This is a genomic window from Streptomyces sp. ICC1 (assembly GCF_003287935.1).
GTDB lineage: Bacteria > Actinomycetota > Actinomycetes > Streptomycetales > Streptomycetaceae > Streptomyces > Streptomyces tritrimontium.
The window spans coordinates 1,914,567-1,928,379 of the sequence record NZ_CP030287.1 but is presented as its reverse complement, the minus strand read 5'-3'; the positions used below and the strand labels follow the sequence as shown (position 1 = coordinate 1,928,379).

The 13,813-nt window shown below is 73.7% G+C and carries 12 protein-coding genes and 1 pseudogene; 9 read left to right on the top strand and 4 right to left on the bottom strand.

All coding sequences use genetic code 11. The features are described 5' to 3' along the window. Positions 1 to 17: 17 nt before the first annotated feature. Positions 18 to 788 (bottom strand): MBL fold metallo-hydrolase, encoded by a 771-nt coding sequence (locus DRB96_RS09085; protein ID WP_112447965.1) that lies wholly within the window; start codon positions 786 to 788, stop codon positions 18 to 20. 120 nt (positions 789 to 908) lie between these two features. After that, the gene (locus DRB96_RS09080; RefSeq protein ID WP_112447964.1) at positions 909 to 1,688 is read right to left on the bottom strand and encodes a DeoR/GlpR family DNA-binding transcription regulator; all 780 of its coding nucleotides are present in this window, start codon (positions 1,686 to 1,688) and stop codon (positions 909 to 911) included. 182 nt (positions 1,689 to 1,870) lie between these two features. Here DRB96_RS09080 and DRB96_RS09075 point away from each other — a divergent pair, with 182 nt between their 5' ends. The 6 genes and pseudogenes from DRB96_RS09075 (at position 1,871) to DRB96_RS09050 (ending at position 7,495) form a co-directional block, all read left to right on the top strand. After that, a complete protein-coding gene (locus DRB96_RS09075; protein WP_112447963.1) occupies positions 1,871 to 2,773 on the top strand; it encodes an SIS domain-containing protein in 903 nt (300 codons plus the stop codon). Continuing rightward, a complete protein-coding gene (locus DRB96_RS09070) occupies positions 2,770 to 3,606 on the top strand; it encodes a class II fructose-bisphosphate aldolase (protein ID WP_112447962.1) in 837 nt (278 codons plus the stop codon). Before DRB96_RS09075 ends, DRB96_RS09070 begins: the two co-directional genes overlap by 4 nt. Before the next feature lie 23 nt (positions 3,607 to 3,629). Beyond that, positions 3,630 to 4,148, top strand: coding sequence for a hypothetical protein (locus tag DRB96_RS09065; protein WP_112447961.1), 519 nt, complete (start codon positions 3,630 to 3,632; stop codon positions 4,146 to 4,148). A gap of 104 nt (positions 4,149 to 4,252) precedes the next feature. Then, positions 4,253 to 4,720, top strand: a pseudogene (locus DRB96_RS09060) (LLM class flavin-dependent oxidoreductase); the annotation flags it as partial. A 92-nt stretch (positions 4,721 to 4,812) separates the two neighbouring features. Continuing rightward, positions 4,813 to 6,003, top strand: coding sequence for an acyl-CoA dehydrogenase family protein (locus DRB96_RS09055; protein ID WP_112447959.1), 1,191 nt, complete (start codon positions 4,813 to 4,815; stop codon positions 6,001 to 6,003). A 265-nt stretch (positions 6,004 to 6,268) separates the two neighbouring features. Next, on the top strand, positions 6,269 to 7,495 hold the full coding sequence (locus DRB96_RS09050) for a cytochrome P450 (protein WP_112447958.1): 1,227 nt from the start codon (positions 6,269 to 6,271) through the stop codon (positions 7,493 to 7,495). Positions 7,496 to 7,572: 77 nt separating this feature from the next. Here the strand turns inward: DRB96_RS09050 and DRB96_RS09045 are convergent, their stop codons facing one another. Next, positions 7,573 to 8,346, bottom strand: a complete 774-nt coding sequence (locus DRB96_RS09045) for a glucose 1-dehydrogenase (protein WP_112447957.1) — start codon at positions 8,344 to 8,346, stop codon at positions 7,573 to 7,575. Positions 8,347 to 8,484: 138 nt separating this feature from the next. Between DRB96_RS09045 and DRB96_RS09040 the strand changes: the two genes are divergently transcribed. The 3 genes from DRB96_RS09040 to DRB96_RS09030 are packed head-to-tail and all read left to right on the top strand — an operon-like array spanning position 8,485 to position 13,193. Beyond that, positions 8,485 to 9,393 carry an oxygenase MpaB family protein gene (locus DRB96_RS09040; protein WP_112447956.1) on the top strand — a complete coding sequence of 303 codons (909 nt, stop codon included), beginning with the start codon at positions 8,485 to 8,487 and terminating at the stop codon, positions 9,391 to 9,393. A gap of 27 nt (positions 9,394 to 9,420) precedes the next feature. Further along, positions 9,421 to 11,616: a serine/threonine-protein kinase gene (locus DRB96_RS09035; protein WP_112447955.1), complete on the top strand. Its 2,196-nt coding sequence runs from the start codon at positions 9,421 to 9,423 to the stop codon at positions 11,614 to 11,616. Continuing rightward, positions 11,613 to 13,193, top strand: coding sequence for an NAD(P)/FAD-dependent oxidoreductase (locus tag DRB96_RS09030; protein ID WP_112447954.1), 1,581 nt, complete (start codon positions 11,613 to 11,615; stop codon positions 13,191 to 13,193). The genes DRB96_RS09035 and DRB96_RS09030 overlap by 4 nt, the downstream gene beginning before the upstream one ends. Before the next feature lie 75 nt (positions 13,194 to 13,268). Here DRB96_RS09030 and DRB96_RS09025 read toward each other — a convergent pair whose 3' ends face one another. After that, complete coding sequence (locus DRB96_RS09025; protein WP_112447953.1) at positions 13,269 to 13,712, bottom strand: nitroreductase family deazaflavin-dependent oxidoreductase; 444 nt, start codon at positions 13,710 to 13,712, stop codon at positions 13,269 to 13,271. Between the last annotated feature and the right edge of the window lie 101 nt (positions 13,713 to 13,813).

Genomic DNA, 13,813 nt, shown 5'->3' with positions numbered 1-13,813 from the left:
GGCGCCGCGACCGGGTCCTATCCGATCGAGAAGACGCCGCCGGGTGCGGCGTGGTCGACGCGTCCGCCGTAGCGGGCGGCGGCGCGGGCCACGGCCTCGGCCGGTTCCAGGTCCCGGCCGACATGGGTGACGACGAGCCGCCGGGCGCGGGCGGCGCGCGCGGTGTCGCCGGCCTCCTCGGGGGTGTGGTGCACGGGCTCGACCCCGGCCGGGTGCGCCGCGCTGTCGGCCTCGCAGAGCAGGAGGGAGCAGTCCTCGGCGAGTCGGGTCAGGGCCGGGCAGGGCGCCGTATCGCCGGAGTACACCAGCGACGCGCCCCCGGACTCGGCGCGCAGGGCGAAGGCCGGCATGCCGTGGGACACGGCCCGGCTGGTGAGGCCCAGTCCGCCGATCTCCACGTGGTGGCCGTCGGACAGCTCGTGGACCGCGAAGGCGGCCTCGACCGGGCTGCGGTCAGGCCCGTTGGTGAGGAACCCGGCCAGCCGGTCGGCGAGGCCGGGCGGCCCGTAGAGGGGGAGCGGCGAAGCCCGCCGCACGTCCGCGTAGAGCAGTCCGTAGGAGGCGGTGAGCAGGTCGGCCGTGTGGTCGGCGTGCAGGTGGGAGATCCATATCGCGTCCAACTCGCCCAGCCCGACGTGCTGTTGCAGAGCCCCCAGGGTTCCGCTCCCGGCGTCCGCCCAGACGCGGGCGCCACCGCCTTCGACGAGGTAGCCGGAGCAGGGGTTGTCGGCGGCGGGGTAGGGCGTGGCGCTGCCCAGCACGGTGAGTCGCAGAAGATCGTCGGCCATCCGGTGGAGTCTAGGGCTGTGGCCGGGAAGGTTTGCCGGGTCGCGGGGTCCGTGCCGTTGTTCGCCCACCAGTGGTCGGGACCGGCCGTGCGGGCGTGCGGTGCGCGGGTCGGGTGGGGCTCAGACGCGGATGACCTCCACGCCCGCCGCCTCGAACGCCACGGCGACCGACGGTGCCAGGCCGGTGTCCGTCACCAGGACGTCCACGGCGTCGGTCGCGACGATCCGGGCGAAGGCGCGGACGCCCAGCTTGCTGGAGTCGGCCGCGATCACCACGCGCCGGGCGCGCTCGCACAGCAGCCGGTTCATGGCCGCCTCGTCCTCGTGGCGGGTGGCGGCGCCGTCGGCCGGGTCGAAGGCGTCCACGCCCACGACGGCGGTGTCCACGGTGAGCTGCCCGAGCACCTCCATGGCCAGCGGGCCGGTGAGCTCGTAGGACTGGGGGCGGGCCACGCCGCCCGTCAGCACGATCTTGAACTGGGGTCTGATGACCAGCTCGCTCGCGATGTTCAGGGCGTTGGTGACGACGGTGAGGGCGGGGGACCCGGTGGCGAGGTCGGGCCGGCCGGCCAGGGTGCGGGCCACCTCGGTGGTCGTCGTGCCGCCGGTCAGGCCGATCACCTCGCCGGGGACGATCAGCGCCGCGACCGCCGCGCTGATCCTGCCCTTCTCGGCGGCCCGGCGCGAGGTGCGGTAGCGCAGGGGGAGTTCGTACGAGACCCCTTGCAGGACGGCTCCGCCGCGCGTGCGCACCAGCAGCTGCTGTTCGGCGAGCTGGTCGAGGTCGCGGCGGATGGTGGCGGCGGACACCCCGAGGGCCTCGGCGGCGGGCTCCACCTCGAGCTCGCCCCGCTCCACCAGCAGGTCCAGCAGTGTCTGCCAGCGTTCCTTGCGGGTCATCGGCCACCCCTTCGGTCTCGGCTTCGGTCTTCGCTTCACTGTTCGGCGTCGATGGTCTCTCTTGGCCTATGCGTCGACATTAACGCAGGAGATCATCCTTGAAATGCTTGAAGTTGCGTGAAAGTCCGCACTATCTTGCAAGAACACGCATTCAGGTCCACGCACCACGCCAGGGAGCCGCCATGAGCCATGTCGCGTACGAGTTGGGCACGCAGCCCGCGTGCTGGGAGCGGGCCGCCGCACTGGCACCCGAGCGCCGGGCGGTGCTGCCGCGCCCGGGTGAGCGCACCGCGATCGTCGGCTGCGGGACCTCGTACTACATGGCCCAGGCCGCCGCCGTACTGCGGGAAGAGGCCGGGGCGGGCGAGACCGACGCCTTCCCCGCGTCCGAGTTCCCCCGCCACCGGCGCTACGACCGGGTGATCGCGCTGACCAGGTCCGGGACCACCACCGAGGTGCTCGACCTGCTGGCCGGACTGCGGGACGCGGGCGTCCCCACCACCGCCGTCATCGGGGACCCGGACACCCCCGTCATCACCCTCGCCGACGAGCTCGTCGTACTGGACTTCGCCGACGAGCGGTCCGTCGTCCAGACCCGGTTCGCCACCACCGCCCTCACCCTGCTGCGCGCCCACGTCGGCCTGCACAGCCCCTCCGTCGTCGCCGACGGGCGCACCGCGCTCGCCGACCCCCTCCCCGCGGAGCTCGAGACCCGGGGGCAGTTCACCTTCCTCGGGCGGGGCTGGAGCGTCGGACTCGCCAACGAGGCCGCGCTGAAGATGCGCGAGGCCGCCCTGGCCTGGGCCGAGTCCTACCCGGCCATGGAGTACCGGCACGGGCCCATCAGCGTCTCCGCGCCCGGCACCGCCACCTGGTCGCTCGGCGACGCCCCCGAGGGCCTGGCCGAACAGGTCCGGGGCACCGGGGCCCAGTGGGTGGCCGGACACCTCGACCCGCTCGCCGAGCTGGTCCGCGTGCACTGCCTGGCCGTCGCCGTCGCCGCCCACCAGGGGCTGGACCCGGACGCACCGCGCAACCTGACCCGCTCGGTCATCCTCACCACGGGCGAGGAGGCGGTCCGATGAGCCTCGTCTCCGCCGGCACGCTCGTCCTGGAGGCCGCCGCACAGGGCCGCGCCGTCGCCGCCTTCAACATCATCACGCTGGAGCACGCCGAAGCGGTCGTCGCGGGCGCCGAGTCGGCCGGCCTGCCCGTCGTCCTCCAGCTCAGCGAGAACGCCGTCAAGTTCCGGGGCGGGCAGCTGCTGCCGATCGCCCGCGCGGCCGTCGCCGTCGCCGAGGCCGCCGGGGTTCCCGTCGGCCTCCACCTCGACCACGTCAAGAGCTCCGAACTGCTGCGCCAGGCCGTGGACGCGGGGTTCAGCTCGGTCATGTACGACGCGGCGCACCTGTCCTACGCCGAGAACCTGGAATCCACCCGCTCCGCCGCCGACTGGGCGCACGTCAACGGGCTCTGGATCGAAGCCGAGCTCGGCGAGGTCGGCGGGAAGAACGGGGCCGCGCCGCTGGACCCGCACGCGCCGGGCGCCCGTACCGACCCCGACGAGGCGCGCCGGTTCGTCGCCGACTCCGGCGTGGACGCGCTGGCCGTCGCGATCGGCAGCAGCCACGCGATGACCAGCCGGACCGCGGCCCTGGACCACGCGCTGCTCGCCCGGCTCGCCAAGACCGTCGACGTGCCCCTGGTCCTGCACGGATCCTCCGGCCTGCCGGACGCGGAGCTCGCCGCGGCCGTCGCCGGCGGCATCCGGAAGGTCAACATCGGCACCGCCCTCAACGTGGCGATGACCGAGGCCATCCGCACCCACCTGACCCCGGCGGACCCCCGCCCGTATTTGGCCGCCGCAAGGGAGGCGATGACGGTGACGGCCGCCGCTATGATCAGCGCCCTGAACTGACGGAACGGGTACCGGGGGGCTTGATGGACACGCAGCGGGGCCACAGCAGACGGCGGTTCCTTCTGGGAGCGGGGGTCCCGCTGCTCCTCATCGGAGGCGGGATCGGCTACGCGCGGTGGCCCGAGGAGGAGGCCCGCCAGAAGGTGCGCACCGACCTGGAGCCGCTCAACCGCCGCTTCTGGACCGCGCTGGGCGACGTGTCCGACGCACACTGGCTGGGCTACGACATCGACGAGACCGACGGCGACCGCATGATACCGAGCCCGGACTCCCGCATCCGCCTCGTCGGGATGGCCCACCTCAAGCCGGGCACCGCGAACCGCATCCTGCGCGATCCCGCACACCAGTTTGAGGCCACGGCGCTGACGACCCTGCCCGTGGAGCTCAAGCCGTACGTTCCCTCCGCCGCGGCCTGGCGGCAGAGCGGGACGTACGACAAGGGCGCCCTGCAGGAAGGCCTGGACGTGATCCCGTCGGGCTCGTTCTGCTTCGACGGCATCCGCGACCTCGTGTACTTCGACTACGTCTTCCTCTACACCTGAGCCGCGGTCCGCAGGAGCCGTCCCACTCGGTGGGAGGACGGCGGCGCGGCTGTTGAAGCCGCGGCGGGAGCGGTGTTTCGTCGGACGCCGGAGCAGGCGCCGACGAGGTCTGGGTGGGGGAGCACCATTTCGCCGGGTACGAGATCGTCGCCTCGCCCGAGCTGTTCCTCGCGGCCGCCGCCGAGCGGACCTCCCGGATCAGGCTCGGGACCGGCGTCAACTCCCTCCCGTACCACCAGCCGCTGATCCTCGCCGACCGGATCTGCCGGCTCGACCAGCAGTCCCGGGGCCGCGCCTTGCTCGGCGTCGGCCCCGGACAGCTGCCGTCCGACGCCTTCATGATGGGCGTCGACCCGCTGCGCTCCCGGGAGATGACGGCCGACTCCCTCGACGCGATCGTCCGGCTGCTGCGCGGGGAGACGGTCACGGCCGCCACCGAGTGGTTCGCCCTGGAGGAGACCCGGCGCTTCGCCGGGCCGGACGCGGCCTTCGCCTCCCTGCGCCGCCCCGAGGAGCACGTCAAGGTCCTGATCCGCCCGGGGCTCGCGGGAAACGCGGTGGTGCCCCGCTGACCCTTCCGGATTGCTGGAACAGGTTCTAGTCTGCCCCCGCGGCGGCGGTGGACGGCCGCGCGACCTTGAGCCACGAGAGACCCGGAGGGGCCGTGCACCTCGAATACACGCCTGAGCAGCAGCAGTTGCGCACCGAGCTGCGCGCGTACTTCGCCGAGCTGATCCCCGAGGACGTCTACGCCCGGTACGAGGACCCGGCCGAGCAGAAGCGCTTCTACCGGGAGACCATCCGCCGGCTCGGGTCCGACGGCTGGCTCGGGGTCGGCTGGCCGAAGGAGTACGGCGGGCGCGGGATGTCGCCCATGGACCAGTTCATCTTCTTCGACGAGGCCGCGCAGGCCGTGGTGCCGCTGCCGCTGATGGCGCTCAACACCGTCGGGCCGACGATCATGCAGTTCGGCACCGACGAGCAGAAGGCCTACTTCCTCCCCAAGATCCTCGCCGGTGAGATCGACTTCGCCATCGGCTACAGCGAGCCGGACGCGGGCACCGACCTCGCCGCCCTCAAGTGCAAGGCCGTGCGCGAGGGCGACGAGGAGACCGGCACCTACGTGGTCAACGGCCAGAAGATCTGGACCACCAACGGCGACACCGCCGACTGGGTCTGGCTCGCCGTCCGCACCGACCCCGAAGCCCCCGCGCACAAGGGCATCACCATGCTCCTCGTGCCGACCGCCGACCCCGGCTACTCCTGCACCCTCATCAACACCCTCGCCTCGCACGACACCACCGCCAGCTACTACGAGGACATCCGCGTCCCCGCGAGCCGCCGCGTCGGCCAGGAGAACAAGGGCTGGCGGCTGATCACCAACCAGCTCAACCACGAGCGGGTCACCCTGGCCGCCCACGGCACCATGGCCATCCGAGCCCTGCACGACGTCCAGCGCTGGGCCGCCGAGACCAAGATCGCCGACGGTCGTCGCGTCATCGACCTCAACTGGGTCCGCGGCCGCCTCGCCCGCACCCACGCCCGCCTCGACGCGATGAAGCTGCTCAACTGGCAGATGGTCAACGCCGTCCAGGACGGCACCCTCACCCCGCAGGACGCCTCCGCCGTCAAGGTCTACGGCTCCGAGGCGCGCAGGGACGCGTACGCCTGGCTGATGGAGGTGGTCGGCGCGGCCGGCTCCCTCAAGGACGGCTCGGCGGGCGCGGTCCTGCACGGGGAGCTGGAGCGCGGCTACCGCAGCGCGGTCATCTTCACCTTCGGCGGCGGCAACAACGAGATCCAGCGCGAGATCATCTCCTGGATCGGCCTCGGCATGCCGCGCGTCCGCCGCTGAGCGGAGCCCGTACGGGCGTACGGGCGTACGGGCCTACGGGCACACGGGGGCGCGCGGGCAGTCCCGCCGGCGTACGCGCCCCCGTGTGCCCGTGCGCCGGTGTCGAAGCCCTGGCGGCGGCGGACGGCTTGCGGTTTCCTTGAAAGTGCTCGCAGACGGCGTTGTGGCGCACCACACAGCACGACGCGGCACGACCGGGCATCGTGGTGACGATCGCCCGAGGCACCTCAGGACAGCCGGCAGGCCAAGCTGATGGGGGAACTCCATGACCGCCGCGCCCGACGTCCCGGACATCCTGTCGCGGGAGTTCGCCGAGAACCCCTACCCGACGTACCGGGCCCTGCGCGAGAGCGCGCCGCTCAGCTGGCACGAGCCCACGCGCAGTTACCTCATCTCGCGCTACGAGGACGTCGCGCGGGCGTTCAAGGACAAGGACTCGCTCTTCACCACGGACAACTACGCGTGGCAGGCCGAGCCCGTGCACGGCAAGACCCTGCTCCAGATGAGCGGGCGCGAACACGCCACGCGGCGCGCCCTGGTGGCCCCGGCCTTCCGCGGCAACGAGCTCCGCGACAAGGTCGTCCCCGTCATCGAGCGCAACGCCCGCGAGCTGATCGACGGGTTCCGCGACACCGGCTCGGTCGACCTGGTGAGCGGCTTCGCCTCCCACTTCCCCATCTCGGTCATCGCCGACATGTTCGGACTGGACCGGTCCGGGCAGGAGGCCCTCGGCCACTGGTACCGGGCCTTCGTGGCGTTCATCGCCAACCTGTCCGGAGACCCGGAGCAGGCGGCGGCCGGCGCGCGCGCCCAGGCCGAGTTCGCCGCGTACATGCTGCCGGTCATCAGGAACCGGCGCGAGCACCTCGGGGACGACCTGCTGTCCGCGCTCTGCGCCGCCGAGGTCGACGGGGTGAGCATGAGCGACGAGGACATCAAGGCGTTCTGCAGCCTGCTCCTCACGGCGGGCGCCGAGACCACCGACAAGGCCATCGCCGGGCTCTTCTCGAACCTCCTGGCCCACCCCGAACAGCTCGCGGCCGTGCAGCGGGACCGCGGACTCATCGACCGGGCCTTCGCGGAGACCCTGCGCTACACCCCGCCGGTCCACATGATCATGCGGCAGGCCGCCGTCGACGTGTCCGTGAGCGGTGGCACCATCCCCGCCGGGGCGACCGTCACCTGCCTGATCGGAGCGGCCAACCGCGACCCCGGGCGGTACAAGGACCCGGAGCGGTTCGACATCTTCCGCGACGACCTGACGGCGACCACCGCCTTCTCCGCGGCCGCCGACCACCTGGCGTTCGCGCTCGGACGGCACTTCTGCGTCGGCGCGCTCCTGGCCAAGGCCGAGGTGGAGATCGCCACCAACCAGCTCCTCGACGCGATGCCCGGCATCCGGCCCGCCGACGGGTACGACCCGGCCGAGCAGGGCGTCTTCACCCGCGGACCCTCCTCCCTGCTCGTGGAGTTCACGCCGGCCGCCGGCTGAAGCCCGGGCAGCCGCGCGGTGGACGTCCGCTCCTCGGGCAGGCAGGCAGGCCCGTCCGACCGCTGCGCCCCCGGGGCTCAGATCTGGCCGGCGCCGCCGTCCACGAAGAGTTCGATGCCGGTGATGAAGCTGCTCTCCCGCGAAGCGAGGAACAGGGCCGCCGCGGCCACCTCCTCGGGGTGTCCGGCCCGGCCGAGCGGGACCCCGGCGGTCGCCCGTTCGCGTACCCCGGCCGGCGCCTGGGCCAGCGCCGGGGTGTCGACCGGGCCCGGACTGAGGGTGTTGACCCGGATCCCGCGCCCCGCGAGCTCCAGGGCCAGGCTGCGCGCGAGGGACCGTACGGCCGCCTTCGTGGCGGCGTACACGCCGAACCGGGTGGACGCCGAGGACCCGGCCGCCGATCCCAGCAGGACCACCGAGGCGCCGTCCCGCAGCAGCGGCAGGGCCCGCTGGACGGTGAAGTAGGTGCCCCGGAAGTTCAGGTCCGAGGTCGCGTCGAACTGCTCCTCGGTGAACTCGGCGAAGCCGCCCGCCGGTCCGCCGCCCGCGTTGGCCACCAGGACGTCGATCGGACGGCCCCCGGCGGCGACGGCCGCGTACAGCCGGTCCAGGTCCTCGACGCGGGACGCGTCACCGGGCACGGCGACGGCGCTCCCGCCCAGCTCCCGGGCCGCCGAGGCGAGTTCCGCCGGCCGCCTGCCGGTGATGAAGACCCGGGCGCCCTCCTGCACGAAGCGGTGGGCCGTCGCCAGGCCGATGCCCGCCGACCCGCCCGTGATCACCGCGACCTGCCCGTCGAGCTGCCCCGCGCGTCCCACGTGTGCCGTGTGTGCCGCGTGTTCTGTGCTCATGACCGTGCCTCCTCGCTCCGGGGGAGGCGGGTGCGGTCCGCCGACCGGACATCCTAGTGGCGCGTACGGGCGCCCGCCGGGTGGAATGCTGGAAGGACAGGAACACGGGAACACGCGGCGAGCGGGGGAGCGACGGCCATGGGTGAGAGCGGCGGACCCGATCCCGGGCTCTACGGCCCGCGATCCGTCACCTGGCAGTGCCACGGCGACCCGGTGATGTGGATCGCCGGAGTCCGCGCGCTCTACCTCCAGGCCCTGCACCCGCGCGCCGTCCGCGGGGTGATGGAGAACAGCTCCGCGTTCAGCGGCGCGAAGGGCCCGGGCGACGCCTGGGGCCGGCTGCTGCGCACCGCCGACTTCGTCGGCACCGTCACCTACGGCACCACCGAGGCCGCCGAGCGGGCCGGCGCCCGCGTCCGGAAGATCCACAGCACGCTGTCCGCCACCGACCCCGCCACCGGCGAGCGCTTCCCCGTCGACGACCCCGAGCTGCTCCTGTGGATCCACTGCGCCCAGATCGACAGCTTCCTGCACGTCCTGCGGCGCTCAGGGGTCCCGCTCAGCCCCGGCCAGGCCGACCGCTACGTCGCCGAGAACCTCGTGAACGCCCGCCTCGTCGGGCTCGACGCCTCCGGTGTACCCGCCGACACCGTCCAGCTGGCCGCCTACTTCGAGCGGATCCGCCCCGAGCTCGCCGCCGGCCCCGACGCGCACGCAGTGGACGCCTTCCTGTGCGCGCCGCCCGTCCATCCCCTCCTCGTCCCTGGCCGGAATCTGGTGTGGCGCCCGCTCGCCGCCCTCGCCTACGGATCCCTCCCCGGATACGCGCACCAGCTGTACGGCCGCCCCGCACCGGCCCCGCGCAGCGTCACCCGCCGCCTGCGTCTCACCGGTAGCCTGCTGCGCAGCATTCCCGCAGGTCTGCGCTGGCAGCTGCCCCCAGGTCACATCTTGAAAGCGATGCGCCGCATGGGCCCCGGGAGCCGCCCCGCGCCGTACACACTGCGTACATCAGCGGCCATACTGGACCGGCCGGGGAGGGCGTAGCACGACACACGGGGGCGACTTCAAGACATGGCGGAGTCCAGACTGATCCAAGGCAGGTACCGGTCGCTCGACCTGATCGGCCGAGGCGGCATGGGCGAGGTGTGGCGGGCCCGCGACGAGTCGCTGGGCCGGCACGTCGCCGTCAAATGCCTCAAGCCCATAGGGCCCGAGCAGGACGCCCACTTCACCCAGGTGCTGCGCGAGCGCTTCCGCCGCGAGGCGCGCGTCGCCGCGTCCCTCCAGCACCGGGGCGTCACCGTCGTCCACGACTTCGGCGACGACAGCGCCGCCGGCGGCCCCCTCTACCTCGTCATGGAACTCCTCGAAGGCCGCAATCTCAGCCAGCTCCTGGACGACAACGAAGCGCGCCCGCTCCCCGTGGACGTGGTCGTCGACATCGCCGAGCAGATGGCCGCCGCCCTCGGCTACACCCACGACCAGGGCGTCGTGCACCGGGACCTGAAGCCCGCGAACATCATGCGGCTCACCGACGGCACGGTGAAGATCTGCGACTTCGGCATCGCCCGGATCGCCGCCGACATCGGCTTCACCGCGAAGCTCACCGGCGGCGGCGTGGCCATGGGAACCCCGCACTACATGTCGCCCGAGCAGATCGCGGGCGGTGAGGTCGACCACCGCAGCGACCTCTACTCGCTCGGCTGCGTCCTGTACGAGATCGCCACCGGCGCCCCGCCCTTCGACCTCGGCGACTCCTGGTCCGTCCTGGTCGGCCACCGCGACACCGAGCCCGTGCCGCTGCGCGAGCACCGCCCCGAGCTGCCCGACTACTTCGAGCGGCTCGTGCTCGACCTGCTCGCCAAGCGCCCCGAGGACCGCCCGGGCGACGCCCGCCACCTGCACCGGCGGCTCGTCGAGGCCCGGCTCGGCCCCGGCACGGCGCCGGGCGCGCACCCGCCGCTGCCCGAATGGGCCGACGGGATGACCGCCGGGCGCAAGGCCGGCCTCGAAGCCCGGCCCGCGAGCGGGGCATGGGCCGTCCTGACCGGATCCTGGACGGCCACCCGCCCGGGCGCCGAGCCGCCCGTGCCCGGCGCAGCCGCCCGCGCGGACGGCCCCGCCGGGCGGCCCGCCGGGACCCCGGCGCAGGCGCAGGGGCAGGGGCAGGGCCAGTCGCAGGGGCAGTCGCAGGCGCCCGCAGCCCGCCCGGGCGGGCTGTCCGTCGTACGCCCGCGCCCGGCCGAGGACCCGCGGCTCACCGCCGCGTACGGGGTCCAGCGCGCCCCCGGCGCGGACCCCACCGGCCGTGACGCGCTCGCCGCCGGCCACGCCCGGGCCTTCGCCCTCAGCCGGGCCGGCCGTACCGAGGAAGCCCTCGCCGGGTACACGGCCGTCGCCGAGGGCCGGGCCCGGGTGCTCGGCCCGGACCACGCAGACACCCTCGCCGCGCGCCAGGAGGCGGCGTACGAGACGGGCCTGCTCGGCCGCCACCAGGAGGCCTACGAGGGCTACCGCGCGGTGCTCGCCGGCCGCGAGCGGACGATGGGCGCCGACCATCCCGACACCCTGCGCTGCCGGCACAACCTGGCCTGCGCGCTGGGCGCCCTCGGCCGCTTCGCCGAGGCCCACGCCGTCGCCGCCGAGGTCGCCGCCGACCGGGCGGCCGCCCTGGGCGCGGAGCACGCGGACACGCTGCTGACCCGGTACGAGGCGGCGTACGCGCTCGGCCGCCTGGAGCGCTGGGAGGAGGCCCTGGACGGTTTCCGGCACATCGCCGCCGTCCGGGAGCGGGTCCTGGGCCGCGACCACCCCGACACCCTGGCCGCGCGGTACGAGGCCGGCATCGCGCTCGGCCGGACCGGCCGCTGCGCCGAGGCCCTGGAGCTGTTCCGGGACCTGGTCCGCGACCGCACCCGCGCCTACGGGGCCGCCGACCCGGAGACGCTGCGCGCCCGCCACGTCCTCGGGGTCAACCTCGGGCGCCTCGAACGGTGGGAGGAAGCGGTGGCCGAGGCCCGGCAGGTGGGCGAGGCGCGGGCCCGGGCGCTCGGCGCCGAACACCCCGACACCCTGGTCAGCCGCCGGGAACTCGCCGTCGGGCTCGGCCGGCTGGGCCGCTGGGACGAGGCGCTGCCGCTGTACCGGGAACTGTCGGGCATCCGCGAACGGTCGCTGGGCGACGACCACCCCGACACCGTCGCCGCCCACGCCGACGAGGCGCACTGTCTGGAGCGGCTCGGGCAGGTGTGTTACCAAGAGCCATGACGACCTCGCGGGGCTTCGGTTCGGACGTGTACGACGCGGTGATCGTGGGAGGCGGCCACAACGGGCTGGTCGCCGCCGCCTACCTGGCGCGGGCCGGCCGCTCGGTGCTGGTCCTGGAGCGGCTCGGGCACACCGGCGGCGCGGCCGTGTCCACCCGGCCGTTCGCCGGGGTCGACGCCAGACTGTCCCGGTACTCCTACCTCGTCTCGCTGCTCCCGGCGAAGATCGTGCGCGAGCTGGGGCTGAGCTTCGAAGTCCGCAAGCGGGCGGTTTCCTCGTACACCCCCGTCGAGCGGGGCGGCCGGCCCGGCGGCCTGCTGGTCGGCGGCGGAGAGGCCCGCACCCGGGAGTCCTTCGCACGGCTGACCGGCTCGGACCGGGAGTACGAGAGCTGGCGCGCCTTCTACGGGACGACAGGGCGGGCCGCCGAACGGCTCTTCCCGACGCTGACCGAACCGCTGCCCACGCGTACGGAGCTGCGGGCCCGGCTCGACGACGAGGCGGCCTGGCGGATGCTGTTCGAGGAGCCCGTCGGGCAGTCGGTGGAACGGGAGTTCGCCGACGACCTGGTGCGCGGGGTCGTCCTCACGGACGCCCTGATCGGCACGTTCGCCGACGCCCACGACCCGTCGCTCGCCCAGAACCGCTGCTTCCTCTACCACGTGATCGGCGGCGGCACCGGTGACTGGGACGTGCCGGTCGGCGGCATGGGCGCGCTCACCGACGCCCTCGCGGGGGCCGCGCTGGCGGCCGGGGCGGAGATCGCCACCGGGCACGAGGTGCTGCGCATCGACACGGACGGGACGACCGCGCCGGCCGAGGTGACCTTCCGGACGGCGACGGGAGAGGGAAGCGTGGCCGCGCGCGTGGTCATCGTCAACGCCTCGCCCAGGGCGCTGGCCGAGCTGCTCGGCGAGGAGCCCGAGGGGCCGGCCCCCGAGGGGGCCCAGCTCAAGGTCAACATGCTGCTGCGGAGGCTGCCCCGGCTGCGCGACACCTCCGTGGACCCGCGCGAGGCATTCGGCGGGACCTTCCACATCGCGGAGGGGTACGAGCAGCTCGCCCGGGCGCACGCGGAGGCCCGGGCCGGCGAACTGCCCTCCGTACCGCCCTCGGAGATCTACTGCCACTCGCTGACGGACCCGTCGATCCTGGGACCCGAGCTCGCGGCGCAGGGCTACCAGACCCTGACCCTCTTCGGACTGCACACCCCGGCGCGGCTGTTCGGACACGACAACCGGGGGGCGAGGGAGGTGCTGCTCACCGCCACCCTCGCCCAGCTCGACGCGCACCTGGCCGAACCGCTCACCGACTGCCTCGCCTTCGATGCCGACGGCCGCCCGTGCATCGAGGCGAAGACCCCGCTCGACCTCGAGCGCGAACTGCGGCTGCCGGGCGGCCACATCTTCCACCGGGACCTGTCCTGGCCCTACGCGGAGCCGGACGGCGCGGGCGGCCGGTGGGGAGTGGAGACGGGCCGCCCGGGCGTCCTGCTGTGCGGTGCGGGGGCGGTCCGGGGCGGCGGAGTCAGCGGGGTCCCCGGCCACAACGCGGCGATGGCGGTGCTCGGGCACTGACGCCGCGCGGTCACGTCGGGCGGGCCCGGGGCCGGACGGGCCCGGCGGCGGGCCCGGTTCAGGCGGCGGGCCGGTTCAGGCGACGGGGTCGATCACCACGATCGGGATCTCCCGGGTGGTCTTGGTCTGGTACTCGTCGTACGAAGGCCAGTGCTTGACCATCAGCGGCCAGAAGGCGGCACGCTCCTCGGAGTTCGCGGTCCGCGCGACGCCCTGGACGACCTTGGGGCCCACCTGGACCCGGACCTCGGGGTGCTCGCTGAGGTTCCGGTACCAGAGCGGGTCGGCGGGGTCGCCGCCCTTGGACGCGACGATGAGGTAGCGGCCGTCGTCCTCGCCGTAGATGAGCGGCGTGCGCACCGGCTTGCCGGATTTGCGGCCGACGGTGGTCAGCAGCAGGGTCTGGGTGTTGTTCCAGTACTGCCCCTCGGTGCCGCCGGAGCCGACGTACAGCTTGACGTGGTCCAGGGTCCAGCCCGGCTTGGGGTCGATCGGGTGGTCCCAGTCGATGTCGCTCATGGCGCTCTGCCCGCCTTCGTCGTGTCGTCGAGGTCGTCAATGACTTCGTGTTCAACGGTCAACAACCCACACCAACGAATGACAACGCTCCGGGGCACGGA

Coding starts and splice junctions, on each gene's coding strand:
- DRB96_RS09050 (WP_112447958.1), top strand. CDS start 6,269: ATGACCGCCGCGCCCGACGTCCCGGACATCCTGTCGCGGGAGTTCGCC.
- DRB96_RS09075 (WP_112447963.1), top strand. CDS start 1,871: ATGAGCCATGTCGCGTACGAGTTGGGCACGCAGCCCGCGTGCTGGGAG.
- DRB96_RS09025 (WP_112447953.1), bottom strand. CDS start 13,712: ATGAGCGACATCGACTGGGACCACCCGATCGACCCCAAGCCGGGCTGG.
- DRB96_RS09045 (WP_112447957.1), bottom strand. CDS start 8,346: ATGAGCACAGAACACGCGGCACACACGGCACACGTGGGACGCGCGGGG.
- DRB96_RS09040 (WP_112447956.1), top strand. CDS start 8,485: ATGGGTGAGAGCGGCGGACCCGATCCCGGGCTCTACGGCCCGCGATCC.
- DRB96_RS09035 (WP_112447955.1), top strand. CDS start 9,421: ATGGCGGAGTCCAGACTGATCCAAGGCAGGTACCGGTCGCTCGACCTG.
- DRB96_RS09080 (WP_112447964.1), bottom strand. CDS start 1,688: ATGACCCGCAAGGAACGCTGGCAGACACTGCTGGACCTGCTGGTGGAG.
- DRB96_RS09085 (WP_112447965.1), bottom strand. CDS start 788: ATGGCCGACGATCTTCTGCGACTCACCGTGCTGGGCAGCGCCACGCCC.
- DRB96_RS09065 (WP_112447961.1), top strand. CDS start 3,630: ATGGACACGCAGCGGGGCCACAGCAGACGGCGGTTCCTTCTGGGAGCG.
- DRB96_RS09030 (WP_112447954.1), top strand. CDS start 11,613: ATGACGACCTCGCGGGGCTTCGGTTCGGACGTGTACGACGCGGTGATC.
- DRB96_RS09070 (WP_112447962.1), top strand. CDS start 2,770: ATGAGCCTCGTCTCCGCCGGCACGCTCGTCCTGGAGGCCGCCGCACAG.